The 17,836-nt window shown below is 63.5% G+C and carries 18 protein-coding genes; 13 read left to right on the plus strand and 5 right to left on the minus strand.

From position 1 onward, the window contains the following. Positions 1 to 38 precede the first annotated feature (38 nt). Positions 39 to 947 carry a LysR family transcriptional regulator gene (locus NRG23_RS06185; protein WP_009048552.1) on the plus strand — a complete coding sequence of 303 codons (909 nt, stop codon included), beginning with the start codon at positions 39 to 41 and terminating at the stop codon, positions 945 to 947. Here NRG23_RS06185 and NRG23_RS06190 read toward each other — a convergent pair. Then, positions 944 to 2,275 (minus strand): MFS transporter, encoded by a 1,332-nt coding sequence (locus NRG23_RS06190; protein ID WP_101282288.1) that lies wholly within the window; start codon positions 2,273 to 2,275, stop codon positions 944 to 946. The two genes, NRG23_RS06185 and NRG23_RS06190, sit on opposite strands and share 4 nt — an antisense overlap. Positions 2,276 to 2,818: 543 nt before the next feature. On the opposite strand from NRG23_RS06190, the gene NRG23_RS06195 reads away from it, so the two are divergent. From NRG23_RS06195 to NRG23_RS06225, 7 genes are all read left to right on the plus strand, one after another. Next, on the plus strand, positions 2,819 to 3,400 hold the full coding sequence (locus NRG23_RS06195) for a hypothetical protein (RefSeq protein WP_009048550.1): 582 nt from the start codon (positions 2,819 to 2,821) through the stop codon (positions 3,398 to 3,400). 201 nt (positions 3,401 to 3,601) lie between these two features. Then, positions 3,602 to 3,736 carry a hypothetical protein gene (locus NRG23_RS06200; protein WP_016702627.1) on the plus strand — a complete coding sequence of 45 codons (135 nt, stop codon included), beginning with the start codon at positions 3,602 to 3,604 and terminating at the stop codon, positions 3,734 to 3,736. A 179-nt stretch (positions 3,737 to 3,915) separates the two neighbouring features. Continuing rightward, a complete protein-coding gene (locus NRG23_RS06205) occupies positions 3,916 to 4,233 on the plus strand; it encodes a hypothetical protein (protein WP_038631871.1) in 318 nt (105 codons plus the stop codon). Between the two features lie 265 nt (positions 4,234 to 4,498). Continuing rightward, on the plus strand, positions 4,499 to 5,983 hold the full coding sequence (locus NRG23_RS06210; RefSeq protein ID WP_038631869.1) for a tyrosinase family protein: 1,485 nt from the start codon (positions 4,499 to 4,501) through the stop codon (positions 5,981 to 5,983). A gap of 10 nt (positions 5,984 to 5,993) precedes the next feature. Further along, positions 5,994 to 6,767, plus strand: a complete 774-nt coding sequence (locus NRG23_RS06215; RefSeq protein ID WP_257374029.1) for a DUF2182 domain-containing protein — start codon at positions 5,994 to 5,996, stop codon at positions 6,765 to 6,767. Further along, positions 6,760 to 8,841, plus strand: coding sequence for a hypothetical protein (locus NRG23_RS06220; RefSeq protein WP_257374031.1), 2,082 nt, complete (start codon positions 6,760 to 6,762; stop codon positions 8,839 to 8,841). Before NRG23_RS06215 ends, NRG23_RS06220 begins: the two co-directional genes overlap by 8 nt. A gap of 58 nt (positions 8,842 to 8,899) precedes the next feature. Next, a complete protein-coding gene (locus NRG23_RS06225; protein WP_009048545.1) occupies positions 8,900 to 9,235 on the plus strand; it encodes a hypothetical protein in 336 nt (111 codons plus the stop codon). A 57-nt stretch (positions 9,236 to 9,292) separates the two neighbouring features. Here NRG23_RS06225 and NRG23_RS06230 read toward each other — a convergent pair whose 3' ends face one another. Then, entirely contained in the window at positions 9,293 to 9,967 is a 675-nt protein-coding gene (locus NRG23_RS06230; RefSeq protein WP_257374032.1) for an isoprenylcysteine carboxylmethyltransferase family protein, read from the minus strand. Between the two features lie 305 nt (positions 9,968 to 10,272). Here NRG23_RS06230 and NRG23_RS06235 point away from each other — a divergent pair, with 305 nt between their 5' ends. From NRG23_RS06235 to NRG23_RS06245, 3 genes are all read left to right on the plus strand, one after another. Further along, the gene (locus tag NRG23_RS06235) at positions 10,273 to 10,743 is read left to right on the plus strand and encodes an arsenate reductase ArsC (RefSeq protein WP_124303782.1); all 471 of its coding nucleotides are present in this window, start codon (positions 10,273 to 10,275) and stop codon (positions 10,741 to 10,743) included. After that, a complete protein-coding gene (gene arsH, locus NRG23_RS06240; protein WP_257374035.1) occupies positions 10,743 to 11,477 on the plus strand; it encodes an arsenical resistance protein ArsH in 735 nt (244 codons plus the stop codon). The genes NRG23_RS06235 and arsH overlap by 1 nt, the downstream gene beginning before the upstream one ends. Before the next feature lie 86 nt (positions 11,478 to 11,563). Further along, positions 11,564 to 12,181: a DNA-3-methyladenine glycosylase gene (locus NRG23_RS06245; protein ID WP_257374036.1), complete on the plus strand. Its 618-nt coding sequence runs from the start codon at positions 11,564 to 11,566 to the stop codon at positions 12,179 to 12,181. 176 nt (positions 12,182 to 12,357) lie between these two features. Here NRG23_RS06245 and dctM read toward each other — a convergent pair whose 3' ends face one another. The 3 genes from dctM to dctP all read right to left on the minus strand — a co-directional run bounded on the left by dctM (position 12,358) and on the right by dctP (position 15,352). Further along, a complete protein-coding gene (gene dctM, locus NRG23_RS06250) occupies positions 12,358 to 13,641 on the minus strand; it encodes a C4-dicarboxylate TRAP transporter large permease protein DctM (RefSeq protein WP_025809386.1) in 1,284 nt (427 codons plus the stop codon). Beyond that, positions 13,641 to 14,273, minus strand: a complete 633-nt coding sequence (locus NRG23_RS06255) for a TRAP transporter small permease (protein WP_257374039.1) — start codon at positions 14,271 to 14,273, stop codon at positions 13,641 to 13,643. The genes dctM and NRG23_RS06255 overlap by 1 nt, the downstream gene beginning before the upstream one ends. 89 nt (positions 14,274 to 14,362) lie before the next feature. Continuing rightward, positions 14,363 to 15,352, minus strand: coding sequence for a C4-dicarboxylate TRAP substrate-binding protein DctP (dctP, locus tag NRG23_RS06260; protein WP_257374040.1), 990 nt, complete (start codon positions 15,350 to 15,352; stop codon positions 14,363 to 14,365). Between the two features lie 252 nt (positions 15,353 to 15,604). On the opposite strand from dctP, the gene NRG23_RS06265 reads away from it, so the two are divergent. Both NRG23_RS06265 and NRG23_RS06270 read left to right on the plus strand, forming a co-directional pair. Further along, positions 15,605 to 17,173: a DUF2235 domain-containing protein gene (locus NRG23_RS06265; RefSeq protein ID WP_101282282.1), complete on the plus strand. Its 1,569-nt coding sequence runs from the start codon at positions 15,605 to 15,607 to the stop codon at positions 17,171 to 17,173. After that, the gene (locus NRG23_RS06270; RefSeq protein ID WP_101282281.1) at positions 17,173 to 17,826 is read left to right on the plus strand and encodes a DUF2931 family protein; all 654 of its coding nucleotides are present in this window, start codon (positions 17,173 to 17,175) and stop codon (positions 17,824 to 17,826) included. The genes NRG23_RS06265 and NRG23_RS06270 overlap by 1 nt, the downstream gene beginning before the upstream one ends. Positions 17,827 to 17,836: the final 10 nt, after the last annotated feature.

A 17,836-nucleotide genomic window follows, 5' to 3' on the forward strand; every position in this document is an offset into this window, starting at 1 on the left:
TCTATCAAAAATAAAACCGGTCTATATCCAGAGCCAGCATGAGCCACATCGATCTGAACCTGATCCGCACCTTCGTCACCCTCTACGAAGCCCGCAGCGTGACCCTGGCCGCCGAGCGCCTGTTCGTCACCCAGCCCTCGGTCAGCTATGGCCTGGCGCGCCTGCGCGAGCTGTTCGACGACGCCCTGTTCAGCCGCACCCGCGACGGCATCCAGCCAACCTTTGTCGCCGAGCAGTTGTATGGCCCCTTGCGCGAATCCCTGACCCGCATCGAAAGCACCGTGCAGGGCTGTCGCCACTTCGACCCGGCGAGCACCGAGCGGCGCTTTCGCATCGCCCTCTCCGACCTCGGCGAAATCGGCTTTCTGCCGCTGATCCTCGCGCGCTTGAACCAGGACGCGCCGCTGGCCGAAGTCGAGGTCCTGCCGCTGCAGGTGGACCAGGTCGGCGAGTGGCTGGCCAGCGGCAAGGTCGATGCCGCGATCTGCCGCCAGCCGGTCCCCGGCGTCCGCAGCCGAGTGCTGATGCACGAGCGTTATGTGTGCCTGCTCAGCACCGGCCACCCGCGCATCGACCAGCAGTTGAGCCTGGAACAGTTCCTCGCCGAACGGCACGTCGCCGTGACCCGCACCACCGGCCACGGCAATGTCGAAGACGTGCTGAAAAACATGAACGTGGAACGGCGCATCAGCCTGCATGTGCCGCACTTCTCGGTGCTGCCGAAAATCATTCCCGGCACCGACCTGCTGGCGGTGCTGCCGGCGCAGATCGCCCGGCTGTTCATCCATGAAGGCGAGCTGAAGCTGCTCGAACTGCCGTTCCCGGTGGCCGAGTTCGCCGTGTCCCTGAACTGGCACCCCAACAGCGACAGCTCCGCCGCCCTGCGCTGGTTCTGCGACACCATCGCCGACGCCATCATCAGCGGCCAGGGCCAGAGCCAGGGCTAGACGCGGGCCATCGCCGGCTGCGCCCGGGCCCGGGCCGGCTTGAGCAGCAACAGGCAGCCGGCGGCAATCACGAACACACTGGCAAACACCCCGTACAGATGCAGCGGTTGCCAGCCGCCATCCAGCAGGAAGCCGGCCACGGTCGGCGAAAGGATCGCGCCGATGCGGCCGATACCGATGCCCCAACCAACGCCCGTGGCGCGCACCGAGGCGTCATAGACCATCGGCGACAGCGCATAGAGGCCGGCCACGCAGCCGTTGGAAAACAGCCCGATCAGCAACCCCAGGCCGAGCGCCGCGGCAATCGACGAGGCCGAGCCGACGAACAGCACCAGCAGGCCGGCGGTGATCAGCATGAACAGCGCCAGCACCCGGCCCAGCGGCCAGCGCGAGGCCAGGCCGCCGATCAGCGCCGCGCCGAAGATCCCGCCGACGCTGAGCAGCACCCCGCCGGTGATCCCCTGCTGCGCCGACAGCCCGGCGGCCACCAGCAGTTTCGGGGTCCAGCTCATGACGAAGTAGAAGCCGAACATCACCAGGAAAAACAGCAGCCAGATCAGCAAGGTGGTGCGGCGCATGGCCGGCGCCAGCAACTGGCCGAAACCGCTGGGCGCGCCGGGTTGCCTCGGCACCTCTGGCGGCAACTGTTCAAGCTCGGGCTGCTCCAGGCGCCGGGCCAGGCGATTGACCCGCGCCAGGGCATTGCCGGGGCGACGGGCAAGCAGGAAGTCCAGGGATTCGGGCAGCCACAGCAGCACCAGGGGAATCACCAGCCAGGTCACCGCCCCGCCGAACAGGAACACCGAGCGCCAACCCCAATGGCCCAGCAACCACACCGCCAACAGCCCGCCCAAGGTGGCGCCCAGGGCATAACCGGTGGATTGCAGGCTGACCGCGAGACCTCTCCAGCGCTTGCTGGAATACTCGCTGGCGATCACGTTGCTGCTGGCCAGGATGCCGCCGATACCCAGCCCCGTCAGGCCGCGCAACAGCGCCAGTTGCAAGGGAGTCTGGCTCAGGGCCGAGAGCAGCATGCCGAGCCCGGACAGCGCCAGGCAGAACAGGATCAGCGGACGCCGGCCGAACCGGTCGGCCCAGGGCGCGATAAACAGCGAACCCGCCGCCATGCCGAACAATCCGGCGCTGAGCAGCAGGCCGACCTGCGCGCCGTTCAGCCCCCACTCGGCCGAGACCGAGGCCGCGGTGAAGGCCATCACCAGCACGTCGAAACCGTCGATCATGTTCAAGACAATGCAGATGCCGATGGCCAGGCACTGGAACGCGCTCATCGGGCCGCTGTCCACGCGGCTCTTCAGGTCGAGCGTCATGACCGCACCTCCCCAGCGCATAGCGGCGACAGCGAGAGGGAAAACAGCAGCGTGCACACAGACAGACGGCGGACGGAACCCAGGCAGTTCCGCGCCCTTGATAAGCCATTCATGACGAGACCCTTCTTGTAGTTTTTATCGGGGACGGTCGGGAGGGACCCGCCATCGCCAGGTGGCTAATCAATCATTCAGTGGATCCATTAACAAGAGCTGAGATTGAACCAATCCCTGGAAAGACGACTGAAATCCATGGAGAAATACTGAGATGCTTTTATTTACTCAATAGAAATCAATCGTTTATTAAAACAATCATCTATCGATTTTTTCGGGCGATTATCGACCAGACTCAGCCGGCACAGACTGTTGATGATCTTGTGGCTGTGTGCGGCTAAAGAATCCCGATTTATTGGATCCAATAACCTCAACGTTATGTAGGCAACCCGCACAACCTGTCATCTACCGAATGACAGTCCGCCTGAGGTGCGCGACCATGCCCGTCGTTGCTCCCAGACGTATCACCCACTGAAAGGAATCTCCCGCCCCATGACTAGCCGTCCGCTGTTCGCCCTGCTGCTTGCCCTGCCCATGTTGCTACTCGGCGGTTGCGACCGCCCCATCCGCTGGATGCACCCTGATCCGTCCAAGGAGCTGCTGATCCGGGCCATGACCGAGCTCAACGGCTTTCACGCCTACGACAGTAGCGGTCATGAAGACAACAGCCTGATCACGGGTGTCGAAGCCATGCGATTGCTGGAAGACAGCACGAAAATCACCGAGAAGACCCCGGACTTCATGTTTGTCGAGATCAAGGGCCGGACCCTGACCATCATCGGCTACTCACAGACCTACCGCCCCCGGGGCCAGGACCACCAGACCCCGATGATCTACAGCTATGTCGGCGAGCTGAAGCGGGCACGTTATGCTCTGCCCCATATGGCACCGAACATTGACGACCTGAAGTTCACCTCCAGCCCGCAAGAGAAACTCAAGGTGGCGCTGCTGCCGCTGTCCAGCGGGCGAGTGATCTATCCCGATTTCAATGGCGACCTGAACATCGGCTCCGAAGGTGGCCGCTACAGCCAGATCAGCGCCTTTACCCGCAAGGACTGGGACGTGATCTTCTGACATCCTCGGCCGGGATTGGCGAGTCGACGCCGCAGCACCAGCCCGGGTGCCGACCAGCTGAACCCCGAACCAGCACCGTTGCCGTTACGCCCTCCTGCATCAGCAGGATGACCTCGTCCTTAGACAACCTGTAACAACTCCGGCTGGCCCCGGCACCACTTAAATGAGATGGTCCGCTGTTGATTGTTTTGGAGGCATGTCATGACTACATTTCAATTCATCGCAGGCATGGTCTTTTGTCTGGCGGGACTGGGCGTGAGGGCCTACCTGACCGTGCAGCATCCAGGGGAAGAAAAGGCCTGGCGTTCGTCCAGCGTGCGAAAGTCCGCCAAGTAAGCCTTGCCCCCTTCTTTGAATACCGCTGATGGCCTCGCCTGGACCAGGTGGAGGTTCATGGAAAATGCCCGTATCGCGCGATACGGGCATTTTTTTCGGCTCAAGAAATCAGTCATCCCGCCCGATGCTGGCCGGCAACAATGGCAAAATAGCCGCCGTCCATGCCCGAGATCGTCCCTATGCAAAGCCCCCCCACCCTCACCGCCCGGGAAATCTGCCAGGTACTCAGAGAGCTGGCGCTCGGCACCCGCACCCTGGGTCCATCGAGCCACCGCGTTTTGCTGGCGGACGATAGCTGGCAGGTGCGGCTCGATATCGAAGGCTGGACCCTGACCCTGGTCAACCATGGCCAGACCCTGAGCCATTGCGAGCAATGCCATTCGCCGGATGGCCGGGTCGAGACGCTCGACGCCTGGCAGCGCTACGGCACCGACCCGGTCAAGCTGCTGAGCATCTGGGAACACCAGCAGTTGCAGCGCCTGCTGCAGGCGTTGTGAACAAAGGTTCCTTCCATTACACCCAGGCCAATCCCCCGCCCGTCTGCTTAAGGAGCCAAAACCCGTGTCGTTCATCGGGATAACGGGAATCGGCCATGGCGTTTTTGCCGGGCTTCTATACTCATTTTCGCAGAGGCGCGCACCAGCACAGCGGGCCTCATGAGCGCAGTTCCGCCGTGAACATGAAGTCGCCAGCGGCAAAGGATTGCGAGGGGTGTGGCGCCACACGCGCCACCTGGCCTGATGCTGCAAGGAAGGTGCATTCATGAACACGATTCGACAGGATGTGGCAACACTCGGCTCCGGATGGAACAACAAGGTCCTGCTCAATTACGCGCTGGCCATGCGCGAACTGGACAAACTACCGATCACCAACCGCAACAGCTGGAAGTTTCTCGGCGCCATCCACGGCTTCGATCGGCAGTTGTGGGTCGAGGTCAATGTCCTGGGCGATTCCGATCCGGTTCCCAAGGACCTGACCAACTTTACCTACGGCAGCCAGTGCCAGCACGGCAGCTGGTACTTCCTGTCCTGGCACCGCGGTTACCTGGCGGCCTTCGAGGCGATCGTCGCGGCCAAGGTCAAGGAACTGACGGGCGACGACTGGGCGCTTCCGTACTGGAACTACCTCAATAGCAAAAACCCGGATGCGCGGCGGGCCCCGGAGGCGTTCCTGGCGGACACCCTGCCGGACGGCAGCCCCAACCCGCTGAAGAAATACCCTCGCCGGCAGGGCTTTACCACGCTGCGGCCGAACTCCCTCGATGCCTTCAGCCTGGCGGCGATGCAGGAGAACGATTTCCAGGTCGGCAATGACGGCAGCATCGGCTTCGGTGGCGGGGTCACCGGCAATTTCGCCCAGTTCGCCCGCTGGACCGGCGACCTGGAGAACAACCCGCACAACACCGTGCATCGCCTGATCGGCGGTGGCGAAGGCTTCATGGCCGATCCGTACCTCGCCGCCCTGGACCCGATCTTCTGGTTGCACCATTGCAACGTCGACCGGCTCTGGGAAGCCTGGATGAACACTCCGGGCAAGACCATGGTCCGTGATCCGCGCTGGCTCGACGGTCCGGCCGACCGCCGTTTCATCATGCCGGCGGTCGGTGGCGGTGACCCTGGCATGAAATTCACCGGCCGCGACACGTTGAAGGATGGCAAATTGCATCCGCGTTATGCCGACTTGAGCATCGGCACGGGCGTGAAACCAGGAGTAGAGGCTGTGACACGGGTCAAGATGGGTGCGCCGGAACAACAGAACATCGAACCGATCGGCGCCAACCGATCGGTGGTCACGGTCGGCGGCTCGCCAGTACGCACCCAGGTCGACCTCGACCGCCAGGCCACCAGCACCGGCATCGCCGCGATGGGCGCGACGGACCTGGGCCAGCCGGTGACCCGGCTCTACCTGGCGCTGGAATCGGTGCGCGGCTCCGCGCCCTCGCCGCAGCTTGCGGTCTACATCAACCTGCCGAAAGACAGCGATCCGCAGCAGCATCCCGAGTGCCATGCCGGCAGCCTGACGCTGTTCGGGCTGAACGTCGCCTCGCGCCCGGACGGTGGGCACGGCGGCCACGGCCTCGGCTATACCATCGACATCACCGACCTGGCCCAGCGCCTGACCGATGCCGGCGACTTCAACCCGGACTATCTGCGGGTGACCCTGGTCCCGGGCGAGCAGGTCTCGGCGGATAAACCGGTGACCGTGGAGCGGATCAGCGTGCTCAAGCGCAGTGGTATCGTCAGCTGAGTCACGCCTCATGCAACCCGGACCGGTCTTGCTCAGCTTCACCCGGGCGCCCTGGCCGTTGCTGTTCGCGACGGCCGGGCTGGGCCTGGCCCTGTGCCTCTACACCGCCGGGCACCGCAGCCTTCCCGCCTTCTGCAGTTCCGTGGAGGGGCTGTCCATCGTCACCAGTTGGCCCACCGCGCTGAAAGCGGAACTGGCCCTGAACCCGGCGCAACAGATGCTGGCGGACTGGGCCCTGATGCTGCTGGCGATGATGCCGCCCCTGCTGGCGATGCCGCTCCTGCATGTCTGGCACTCCAGCCTGCCGCGCCGGCGCATCCGTGCGGCGCTCGGCTTCCTGCTCGGTTACACGATCTTATGGATGGCCGCCGGGCCGCTGCTGATGGGGCTCGCCTTGCTGCTGCAACTGAGCGTCGCCGGCGCGGCGCTGGCCACGGCCCTGCTGGTTGCCTTGCTGTGGAGTGCCAGCCCGTGGCAACGCGCGGCGCTCAACCGTGGCCACCGCCTGCGCCGGATCGGCCTGTTCGGCTGGGCCGCCGACCGCGATTGCCTGGTGTTCGGCGCAACCCACGGGGCCTTGTGCATCGCTTCGTGCTGGGCCTGGATGCTGGTGCCGCTGCTGGGCGGGGCCTGGCACATTCCACTGATGCTGGTGGCCGGGGCCATCATGCTGGTCGAGCGCCTGGCACCGGGCGATCGGCCACGCTGGCACTGGCCAGTGATTCTCCCTCGACTCGATCTCTGGCTCCTTATGACGCGCAAGGTGGCGCACGCCCATGACTAGACGGACCTGCCTGACGATCGGCGTGAGCACGCTGACGCCGCTACCCAACCAGACACTGCGTTTCGCCTACCTGGACGGCGCCGTGCTCGCCGCCCGTTCGATCGGCGACTGGGCATTGCGCTCGGGCTTCGGCGCCGACAACGTCAGGATCGTCGACGACGGCCCCATAGACGGCCAGGGCAACCCGGTCACCCGCGAGCGGGTGCAGCAAGCGGTGGACGAGCTGTTCCCCGCGGGCGCCGAAGTGGTCGAGCAATTGATCCTGGCGTTTTGCGGCCATGGCCTGACCGACACGAATATCGGCTCGATCTCCTGGCTGTTCAGCGACTCGCTGCGCCAGAAATACCGGGTCCTGGCCGACTCGTTCTACACCGAGTTGCTGCTGCACGGCGTGCAGCGCATCACCCTGATCACCGATGCCTGCCGCGAAGCGCCGAAGAACCTCGACCTGACGCGACTGGATGCGGTGCGCGGGATCGTCGTGCAAGGCACGCAAGTGGAAAACCCCAGGTTCGATCGCCTCGCTGCCTGCCAGGACGGGCAGCTGGGTTACATGGTGTCCGAGCCGATGTCCGGCGCTCCGGGCAAATGCGTGTTCTCCGGGGTGATCGCCGATGCGCTGTGGGGCATCGAGCCGACCGCCATCAGCAATGGCCTGATCACCACCGCGACCCTCGGCATGTGCGTGCGCTCGCGCACCACCGAGCGGGCGAAAGAATATCGCCTCAAGCTCAACCCGCAGTGCCTGGTCGATCCGGAACCGGCCGTGCTCTACAACACCGCCCAGCCGTTGCCGGGCCCCGCCGGGTTGCAGCCCTGGCCGGCCGCGGGCAACGCCGCCACCATGGGGCCGTCCCCGGCGGCCGGCCCGGTGGATTCCGCCGAGCATAACCTTGAGCGGGTCCACAGCGACGCGGCCTTTCGCCAGCGCATGCTCGGCGCCGATTTCGGGCTCAAGCAGCACGACCTGACAGTTCCCGCCGACCAGATAATCAGCATTCCCGACTCCAGCAAGGAGCTGCTGCAGGACCTGGTGGTGCTCCGCCAGCAGAGCCCGCGCTTTCCCGAGAAGAAACAGAAGGTCAAGGCGCTGGTCCAGCGCCTGGAAGCGGATGCCGCCGCCGAGATGCGCCAGTCCGCGGCCACCGAGGTTCGCCGCAGGATGAAACAGATCGGCGACCCCGGCGAGGCCAACCTGATCATCTACGGCGAGGGCGCGAAGCTCTTGTCCCGCAACCCGATCGAGCGACTGGACAGTACCTCGCTGTTCGAGACGTTCCACGCCCCCAGCGATCCCCAGGGGATGCCGGTCCTGGTGGCGCTGGCCGATGGCACCTCCACGCCGGTGGTGCCTTATGCGGGTCAGTACGCCGTGGTGATGCCCAGCCCCCTCGGCGATATTTTCCAGGCCTACGGAATGCCCAAGGCCCCCGACAGATACCTGGCGATGCTCGGCGCGATCGACGATTTCGCCGCTGGCCGGCTACAGGCCGAAGACATCGACCAGTTCGCCGCCGGCGTGTGCCATAAAAAGCATGCCGACCCCATGCTGGGGGTGATCTGCGCCTACCTGTACCGCGCCGTTGCCGACTACGACAGCATCCGGCGCCTGGCGTATTTCTATACCGCCCAGGGCCAGCCGGTGCCTTTCGACATCGCCTTGCTCGGGGCCATGCGGGTGACCCGGGAGCCAGACGGCACCCCACAGCTGCAAATACCGGCCGTCAAGGCGCGCGCGCTCCGGCCCAAGGCGGCCAAGGCCCCCGACTATATCCGGCGCGCGACACCCGCGGTGCAGGCCTGGATCGGTGGGCGTTGCCCCTGGCTGGGGCTGGGCTGGGACTATGTCAACGACCCACGGCCGGAATGGGCCGCACTGGTCGAAGGGCTTGCCGAGCATGCCAAGGCGGTGCGGCACAGCGGATCCACGGTGCTGCCAGAAAAGGCTGCCCGCAAGCTGGCAAAAGCCTGGCGCCTGCAGCCATCGGCCCGCGAAGACCTGACGCGACCCGCGGTAGCCCGCCAGGCGCCCGCCAAGGAAACGAACCGCCCCTCGCGGCGGTCTGAACAGTGATGGCATTGAGAATGGGGCAGCGCCACAAAGCCCCGACATTCACAATGGAGGTCTCGTCATGAGCGCCCTGACGATCGAAGGCTGGTGCAAGTCCAGCGATGGGCAAAAATCCATGCCGCTGGGAGAGATCCATTTCTACGTCGATGGTCCCCTGCACCTGCGCCTGGAAGAAGCCGAGGAACGCCTGCAGAAAACCCATGAACAGGAGGCCATGGTCGACGTCGACATGGACACCATGGAGCTGATCATGCCCGAGGGGTACACCCCCCTGTCCGACTGCCGGATGCGCGTCTACCTGCAACACGGCCGCGGCCAGTTCCATCTGGTGGGGCATCGAGCCAGCGATGGCAGCCTGATCTATAGCAATGCGGTGTTGATCGACCAACTGCTGTAGACCCGACATTGCCCTGGCCATACCGCGGAGGCGCCATGCCCTGGCGCCTCCTTGCCATTACCAGAGGCCGGGGAACAAGCGCCAGCGCACCCGTTGGCAATAGTCGGCATAACCGGGCAACTCGGCCTGCAACAGCTGGTCCTCCCATGACGTGCGCAGGACCAGCAGCGCCGCCGCCAGCGCGGCGGGAAGCAGTGCCCAGAACGATCCCAGCGCCAATGCCATGCCGAAGAACAGGCACAACGCGGCGAGATACCCGGGATGCCGCACAAAACGGTAAGGCCCGCTATCGATGACCCGCTGCTGCCGCTCGGACTGGATCCGCACGCCCGGCTCGAAGAACGGGTTCACCGCCTGCGCCCAGCCGGTCACTGCGATGCCCGCCAGCACCGCCAGATAACCCGCCAGCACCAGCCAGGCCGGAACAGCCGAGCCCTGCAGCCGCCCGGCATCGAGCGCGGCGACCGGCAGCACGGCCGCCATCGCCGGCAGGATGATCGCCAGCAGTTTTTTGTCCCAGCTTTTGGTGCCCGCCTGGAAGCGGCTGCGCGCGCGGTAGATCACCGGGTTGACCCGGGCGAGCACCAGGGCCGAAACGCCAAAGCCCAGGGTCATGACGGCGAGAAATATCCAGCCGGGCCACCAGGCGATCGTGCCGGCCGGCAGGAAGATCAATCCCAGCAGCGTCAGCGGCAGGCCGATCGCATAGGCGATGGCTGTGCCGTGCGACATCGGGTCCGGATCCCGAGGTGTGGAAGGGGTTTGCATAGCGTTCACCCATAGGCAGAGAGATGAAGCCTGGCCCGGTAAACCTCATGGACAGGCCTGGCCTCTTCGGCCTGCGCCGAACCTGAAGCATAGACACCGGGTAAATCCCCTGCCCGATCCGGACCGAGACGCGCAGCTTGCGTTCGGTCGCCCGGCCCTATCGGCAGCTTGGCAACGCGCCTTCGCATCCGTATATTCGAATAACCATATATACAGGCCAGTGACGCCTGTTTAACCTCATGGCCCAATCCTTCTACCCGGAAGCCCCGATGAAAATCCTCTTCATGTGCACTGCCAACAGCTGCCGCAGCGTTCTTTCCGAAGCCCTGTTCAACCATCTGGCGCCGGCCGCTCATCAGGCGGTGAGTTCGGGCAGCTTCCCCAGTGGCACGCTCAACGCCCGCGCCCTGGCCACCCTGGAACAGGCCGGCGTCAGCACCAAAGGCCTGTACAGCAAAGGTTCGGAAGTCTTCGCCGACAGCCCGCCCGATATCGTCATCACCGTCTGCGACAAGGCCGGTGGCGAGCCCTGCCCGGTGTATTTCGGCCCGGCGCTGAAAAGCCATTGGGGGCTGGAAGATCCTTCGGAAGTCCAGGGCGATGAGCAGGCGATCCAGGCCGCCTTCGAGCAGACCGTGCAGAAAATCCGCCAGCGCTTCGCCGCCTTCTTCGCCCTGGACCTCGACCACCTTTCGCCCACCGAGCTGAAAAATGCCCTCGACCGCATCGGAGCGCTGTGATGAGCGACGACCAAAAGCACAGCGAAGAACAGCTGTCCGCCCTTGACCTTGAACTGCTGCAAGCCTTGGCGCCGGAGCATCTGGAGACCCCGACAGCAGCCGCGCACAAACCGCGCATCCTGCTGCTCTACGGCTCCACCCGCGAGCGCTCGTTCAGCCGCCTGCTGACCCGGGAAGCGGCGCGCATTCTCGAATTCCTCGGCGCCGAAACCTACATCTTCGACCCCAGCGGCCTGCCCCTGCCGGACGATGCGCCGGTGGATCACCCCAAGGTTCAGGAACTGCGCGAACGGGTGCTGTGGTCCGAAGGCCAGGTCTGGTGCTCGCCGGAACGCCATGGCGCGATGTCGGCGGTGTTCAAGGCGCAGATCGACTGGATCCCCCTGACCCTCGGCGCGGTACGCCCGACCCAGGGCAAGACCCTGGCGGTGATGCAGGTCTGCGGCGGCTCGCAGTCGTTCAACACGGTCAATCAGCTGCGTGTGCTGGGCCGCTGGATGCGCATGTTCACCATCCCCAACCAGTCCTCGGTGCCCAAGGCCTTTCTCGAATTCGATGACCACGACCGCATGAAGGCCTCGCCCTACTACGACCGGGTGGTGGATGTGATGGAAGAACTGATGAAGTTCACCCTGCTCCTGCGCGGCCGCGCCGACCTGCTGGTGGACCGCTACTCGGAACGCAAGGAAAGCGCCGCGGCGCTGTCCAGCCGGGTCAATCAGCGTTCGATCTAGCTCAGGCAATTCCAGCGCAAGAGACCGAGTGCAGCGCCGGGCATTGCTGGTTAATCTCTGGCGACGCCCATTGCCCAGGACTTTCCATGCCCGATCCATTGCTTGAGGCCCGCGCCTTTCTGGCCGGGCTCGACCCTGACTGGGCTCGTCATGTCGAGGCGGTCGGCCCGTGCCTGCACCAGACCAAGCCGGCCCGCGAGCCCTGTGAGGCGCTGGTGCGGGCGATTGCCTATCAGCAGCTGCACGCCCGCGCTGGCGATGCGATTCTCGGGCGTTTTCTTGGCCTGTATGGCCCGGCGGCCTTCCCCTCCCCCGAACAAATCCTCGCCACCGATTTCGAGCAGTTGCGTGCCTGCGGTTTTTCCGCCGGCAAGATCGCCACCATTCGTGGTATTGCCGAGGCGACCTTGCGCGGTGTGGTGCCGAATTACGAGACGGCCCGGGCCATGGACGATGAGGCGCTGATCGAGCGCCTGACCAGCCTGCGCGGCATCGGTCGCTGGACCGTGGAGATGCTGCTGATCTACAGCCTGGAACGCCTGGACATCCTGCCCGCCGACGACTTCGGCGTGCGCGAAGGCTACCGCCGCCTGAAAGGCCTGGAGCGGCAGCCGACGCGCAAGCAGATGATCGAGATCGGCCTGTCCTTGCGCCCGCACCGCACGGTGGCGGCCTGGTATCTGTGGCGGGTGCCGGCGCGGTGAACGAGGGTTGATCGCGGCAAGCCTGGCGCCCACAGAAACGTGTCCATCTCGATTCCGCACCACGCCCCCGTAGGAGCGAGGCTTGCCCGCGATGACGGTCTCAAGAACAGCATCGCCCCAAAGGCCCTCATCGCCAGCAAGCTTGGCTCCTACAGAGACCATGTACGCCCAGCGTTTCAGTTCATCCCCAACCAGTTCGGCAGCGCCAGGGAAATGAACGGCACGTAGGTCACCAGGATCAGGAACGCCAGCAGGATCATCAGCCACGGCAGCGCCGCGCGGATGGTCTGGCCCAGGCTCAGGCCGGTCACCGCCGAGGTGACGAACAGGTTCAGGCCCACCGGCGGATGCACCAGGCCGATTTCCATGTTGACCACCATGACGATGCCCAGGTGGATCGGGTCGATGCCCAGTTTCATGGCGATCGGAAAGAAGATCGGCGCCAGGATCAGCACGATGGCCGAGGGCTCCATGAAGCTACCCGCCACCAGCAGCACCACGTTGACCATCAGCAGGAAGCCGATGGGCGACAGCCCGGCATCCATGACGAAGGTGGTGATCTGCTGCGGGATCTGCTCGGTGGTCAGCACATGGGCGAAGAGCATGGCGTTGGCGATGATGAACATCAGCATGATCGACAGCCGACCCGACTCCACCAGCACTTTCGGGCAGTCGCGCAGGCGCATGTCCTTGTAGACGAACAGCGCGACGAAGGCCGAATACACCGCCGCCACCGCCGCCGCCTCGGTCGGGGTGAACAGGCCGCTGTAGATGCCGCCGAGGATGATCACCAGCAACAGCAGGCCCCAGAAGGCCCGGCGCGCGGTGCTCAGCCATTCGCGGAACGACACCCGCGGTTGCGCCGGCAGCTTCTTGATCCGCGCGACGATGTAGATCACCACCATCAGGATCACGCCCAGCAGCAGCCCCGGGACGACCCCGGCCATGAACAGCTTGCCCACCGAGGTTTCGGTGGCCGCCGAGTACACCACCATGACGATCGACGGCGGGATCAGGATGCCCAGGGTCCCGGCGTTGCAGATGATCCCGGCGCCGAACTCCCGTGGGTAACCGGAACGCACCATGCCGGCCACCGCAATCGAGCCCACCGCCGCCACCGTTGCCGGCGACGAACCGGACAGCGCGGCGAACAGCATGCACGCCAGCACCGCGGCAATCGCCAGGCCGCCACGGATGTGCCCGACGCAGGCGTTGGCGAAATCGATCAGGCGCTGCGCCACGCCGCCGGTGGTCATGAAAGCCCCGGACAGCAGGAAGAACGGGATCGCCAGCAAGGTGTAGGCCTCGGAGGTCTCGAACAGTTTGATCGCCAGGGAACTCAGGGAGTCCGGGCTGAAGAGCAGGATCGAGGTGGCACCGGCCAGCCCCAGGGAAATGGCGATCGGCACGCCGAGGAACATGAAGACGAACAGCATCAGAAACAGGCAGAGAATGGCCATCAGTGCTGATCCTCGTGGTGACTGGCAAGCTTGCTGGCCTCGGCCGCCTCATCGGCCAGGCCCAGGTTGATCTGCCCGCGCATGAGGATGCGCCACATGATTTCCAGGTAGCGGATCAGCACCAGGGCAAAACCGAAGGGCACGATCATCGCGATATGCGACAGGTGAATGCCGAACTGGTCCAGGTCCTCGGCTTCGATGCCGGCCTGGATCAGCGCCATCAGCCACTTGAAGCTGGCGACCATGAACAGCCCGGCGTAGACCATGCAGCACAGGCAGGCGATCACCGCCAGCAGGCGCTGGGCCGGGCGCGAGGCCAGCTTGACCAGCGCGTCCACCCCCAGGTGCCCGGCGGTGCGCACACCGTAGGAAATGCCGAAGAAGATCAGCCAGCCAAACAGCATCTTGGTCAGCGCCACGCTCCAGACCATCTCCTGGGCCAGCTCCATGAGGAAGTCGCCGATCCCCAGGAACAGCGCGCTGCCCCCTTCCCAGGCATCGCCGATGGAGTAGAACAGCGGGTAGAGGTTGTTGAGCACCACGTAGACGAAAGTCACCAGCGTCATGGCCGCCAGCAGGAAGGCGATGAACGCCTCTTCAAAATGTTCCCAGAACCGCCTCAGCCTGTGCATTGAGGTTCTCCGCGAAAGTGCCAGTGGAGTGCAGCCCGGTAGCGGCTGCCGATGGGCCGCTGCGAGCGCAGCGGCCGGGATGCAGGTCGTTATTGCGCCTGGTTGGCGGCTTCGGCGGCCTGGATCAGGTCGGCGCCGATATCGCCCTCGAATTTCTTCCACACCGGGCGCATGGCTTCGCGCCACTCGTTACGCTGCTCGGGGGTCAGGGCGACGATTTCGCTGGTCTTGGCATCGATGATCTTCTGCCGGGAGGTCTGGTTCAGGGCTTCGGCCTGCTTGTTCACCTCCACCGAGACCTCGGCCATGATTTTTTCCAGCTCGCCGCGCACATCCGGCGGCAGGCCGGTCCAGAACTTGACGTTGGTGATCACCATGTAGTCGATCAGGCCGTGGTCGGTCTCGGTGAAGTACTTCTGCACCTCGTGGACCTTCTGGCTTTCATAGTTCGACCAGGTGTTCTCGGTGCCATTGACCACGCCGGTCTGCAGGCCCTGGTAGACCTCGGCGAAGCTCATCTTGCGCGGGTTGGCGCGCACTGCCTTGAACTGCTCCTCCAGCACGCTGGAGGCCTGCACGCGGAACTTCAGGCCGCGGGCGTCCTTGGGTTCCACCAGTTTCTTGTTGGCCGACAGCTGCTTGAGGCCGTTGTGCCAATAGGCCAGGCCGAGGATGCCCTTGTCCTGCATGGCGGTCAGCAGTTGCTTGCCCTCGGCGTGCTGGAAACGGTCGACGGCAGCGAGGTTGTCGAAGAGAAATGGCAGGTCGTAGATCTGGATCTTCTTGGTGTACTGCTCGAACTTGGCCAGGGATGGCGCGAGCAACTGCACGTCGCCCAGCAGCAGCGCCTCCATTTCCTTGCCGTCGCCGAACAGCGAGGAGTTCGGGTACACCTCGACCTTGACCCGGCCCGGCAGGCGCTCCTCGGCCAGCTTCTTGAACAACAGGGCGCCCTGGCCCTTGGGGGTGTTTTCCGCCACCACGTGGGCGAACTTGATCACGATAGGGTCGGCAGCCTGCGCGAGACCGGCGCCCAGCAATGCGGCGGCACAGAACAACGCCCGGGAGAGCTTGAACATGGACTTCACCTTCTTATTGTTGTGGTTGATCGCAGAGTGCCTAAGGGCACGCGTATTGAGAATTTTGAATTTTTGATACCCGCGTTCGCCTCAGCCGAACGCCGCGCGCGCTCGGCAATCCCCCTCTGAAATTCCATTTCCCCTACGCCGGAATCAGCACCTGCCCAGCCTCTTGCAGATTCCTCCTAAATCCATCGCCCGCCATTCCCGGTACGGTTTCCAGCGCCCCTTTCGCCTGAACCAGGACCACCCATGGCCAGCAACGGACCCGGGCCAATGCCCAGCCTTCTTCGGCCCGCCAACCCCAATCAGCACTCTGCTGAACGCTCCGCCGAGACCGAACAACCCAGCTACGGCGAACAGCTCTGGGCCCAGTACGAGAAATACGCCAAAGAGCCCGCACCACCACCTGAAAAGGTCCAGGTGGCGCTGCGCATCGGTGTGTTCTTTGATGGCACCGGCAACAACGCCAGCAACTCGGCCATGGGCCAGATTTGCGGGGCGCAGCATGCCATTGAAGCCAGGGATATCGATGGCAGTTGCAAGCCGTATATGAAGGATCCGGAGAGTAGTTATGGGAATGATGTGAGTAATGTTAAGCGGTTGAGTGATTTGTACTTTTCCAACCAGAGAGCTGAAGGAGACGGCCTGCAAAAGCGGGCTTTCCGCTCAATCTATGTCGAGGGTATTGGCACTCAGACTGGAGAGAAGGACAGCTTGATCGTCTCTGGCACAGGGCGTGGAAATACAGGCGTGACTGGACGGGTACGACAATCGTTTGAACACATAAAAGTGATCATTCAGAACTTCCAGCAAGAAAACCCTGACTGTGAAATTGCTTCGCTAATCTTTGACACCTTCGGTTTTAGCCGTGGCGCCGCGGCGGCCCGACATTTCGCCAATGAAGTCGTACGCTGGCTCGGGCCACTCGAGTTGATTCTGCACGACCACTCCAATGCTTTCAGCCCCCGCTTCAACCGGCAATACGGTAACGACCTAGACATGGGCTTCATCGGCCTGTTCGATACAGTGCCGTCGGTTGCCGGGCTGAGCAATCTGGGTAATGTACGCAGCGCCATTGCTCCAGGTATCAAGCTGCACCTCGACCGTCGCTACTTTCGCTCAGTCGTCCAGTTGGTTGCCCGCGACGAGTACCGCGCCAACTTTGCCCTGAGCCGGGTCAAACCCGACCACATGGAAATCACCCTGCCCGGCGCACACTCGGATATCGGCGGCGGTTATCTGGATGAGGTGCAGGAGTGTGTCCTGGTCAGTCCGATGCAAGCGCTGGAAGTGCCAATCAATACTGACGTGACCCAGACCTCGATTTACCGGGAAGCGGCCCAGACAAGAAAACGCTGGTTGGCCAAGGGCTGGCCCGCACAATGGCTGGAGATCGTCATACCGGAACCGATGGTTCTGCCACAGGATCGCCTCGGTTTACGACAAAAACGCGTGTATGCCGGCCTGCAGCTCAAGCGCCCGATGAGCAACAGACTATCGAGGGTGTATCTCCGTGTGATGTATGAGTTGGCCAAGGAAAACGGCGTACGCTTCAACACTATCGACGAACAAGATCCGGATTACGCCATCCCGCAAGAGCTTCAAGCCCTTTGTGACAGATTTGTCGCCGGTGACTACAGTACGACTCCAGCCGAGGAGACCATGCTCAAGCTGCGTTATATCCATCTCTCGGCCCACTGGAACCACCCGCTTGGCAAACAGGATGGCGGCAGCCTTAAAGTCGTATACATCAACGCCCCCACGGCGGATGCCGTGCGAGTGCAACACCCTCACGTACCTGACTGGACGCTTTGGTAATGAGAGTATTCATCGCCCTACTGGGCGCACTGCTATTGACTGGCTGTCAGGCCAGTGACCCGCTATCCGGAAAGAATGATCCTCACTTGCCTTGGTGGAGCCTCAACTTCACTGAGCCGTATTACATGAAGGTATGGGTTGAAGACACAGCGGTAGAGGATATCAACGGCATACTGTTTCGCCGGACTGGCGGTGGTTCTGCTGCTGGTGGCAACCCAGGCTATGACAAGGAATGGGCCAGAGGTTGGGATGGCGTCGGAGATACCGGCAAGCCGGTGGTAGGGGCTGATCTTCCCAAGCGCATCTTTGTCCGCTGGCAATCTGTGGTAGAGCCACAGACTTATCGGGCTTGGGTGGATATCCCGGAAGAAGCCCTACAGATTATGCGCAAGGCGACCGCCCGACGTTGCGCCTTGTACCCCAAACGTGGCTCTTCTTATCTGGCATCCCTTTATTTGGGTCTTGCCCCCGGAGGAATCATTCAGGTTTGGGTAAGAGACGAATGCTACCGCCCGATCAAAGTCGCCCGTGTCCAAGCTGAAGTTGAACCGCTGGGACCGCACCTGGGTAAATCAAACGGGCGCTATTACCCCCAGTCCGAGAACTCCAAGCGGTACATAGAGAAATATGGCATTCCCTATGGCAGTTGGTAGGCAGATCCCC

The sequence above is a fragment of the Pseudomonas sp. T8 genome, assembly GCF_024610635.1.
GTDB lineage: Bacteria > Pseudomonadota > Gammaproteobacteria > Pseudomonadales > Pseudomonadaceae > Aquipseudomonas > Aquipseudomonas chlororaphis_I.

Bases quoted from the DNA above. Each gene is read 5' to 3' on its own strand.
- NRG23_RS06185 (WP_009048552.1), top strand. From the start codon at position 39: ATGAGCCACATCGATCTGAACCTGATCCGCACCTTCGTCACCCTCTAC.
- NRG23_RS06190 (WP_101282288.1), bottom strand. From the start codon at position 2,275: ATGACGCTCGACCTGAAGAGCCGCGTGGACAGCGGCCCGATGAGCGCG.
- NRG23_RS06195 (WP_009048550.1), top strand. From the start codon at position 2,819: ATGACTAGCCGTCCGCTGTTCGCCCTGCTGCTTGCCCTGCCCATGTTG.
- NRG23_RS06200 (WP_016702627.1), top strand. From the start codon at position 3,602: ATGACTACATTTCAATTCATCGCAGGCATGGTCTTTTGTCTGGCGGGA.
- NRG23_RS06205 (WP_038631871.1), top strand. From the start codon at position 3,916: ATGCAAAGCCCCCCCACCCTCACCGCCCGGGAAATCTGCCAGGTACTC.
- NRG23_RS06210 (WP_038631869.1), top strand. From the start codon at position 4,499: ATGAACACGATTCGACAGGATGTGGCAACACTCGGCTCCGGATGGAAC.
- NRG23_RS06215 (WP_257374029.1), top strand. From the start codon at position 5,994: ATGCAACCCGGACCGGTCTTGCTCAGCTTCACCCGGGCGCCCTGGCCG.
- NRG23_RS06220 (WP_257374031.1), top strand. From the start codon at position 6,760: ATGACTAGACGGACCTGCCTGACGATCGGCGTGAGCACGCTGACGCCG.
- NRG23_RS06225 (WP_009048545.1), top strand. From the start codon at position 8,900: ATGAGCGCCCTGACGATCGAAGGCTGGTGCAAGTCCAGCGATGGGCAA.
- NRG23_RS06230 (WP_257374032.1), bottom strand. From the start codon at position 9,967: ATGTCGCACGGCACAGCCATCGCCTATGCGATCGGCCTGCCGCTGACG.
- NRG23_RS06235 (WP_124303782.1), top strand. From the start codon at position 10,273: ATGAAAATCCTCTTCATGTGCACTGCCAACAGCTGCCGCAGCGTTCTT.
- arsH (WP_257374035.1), top strand. From the start codon at position 10,743: ATGAGCGACGACCAAAAGCACAGCGAAGAACAGCTGTCCGCCCTTGAC.
- NRG23_RS06245 (WP_257374036.1), top strand. From the start codon at position 11,564: ATGCCCGATCCATTGCTTGAGGCCCGCGCCTTTCTGGCCGGGCTCGAC.
- dctM (WP_025809386.1), bottom strand. From the start codon at position 13,641: ATGGCCATTCTCTGCCTGTTTCTGATGCTGTTCGTCTTCATGTTCCTC.
- NRG23_RS06255 (WP_257374039.1), bottom strand. From the start codon at position 14,273: ATGCACAGGCTGAGGCGGTTCTGGGAACATTTTGAAGAGGCGTTCATC.
- dctP (WP_257374040.1), bottom strand. From the start codon at position 15,352: ATGTTCAAGCTCTCCCGGGCGTTGTTCTGTGCCGCCGCATTGCTGGGC.
- NRG23_RS06265 (WP_101282282.1), top strand. From the start codon at position 15,605: ATGGCCAGCAACGGACCCGGGCCAATGCCCAGCCTTCTTCGGCCCGCC.
- NRG23_RS06270 (WP_101282281.1), top strand. From the start codon at position 17,173: ATGAGAGTATTCATCGCCCTACTGGGCGCACTGCTATTGACTGGCTGT.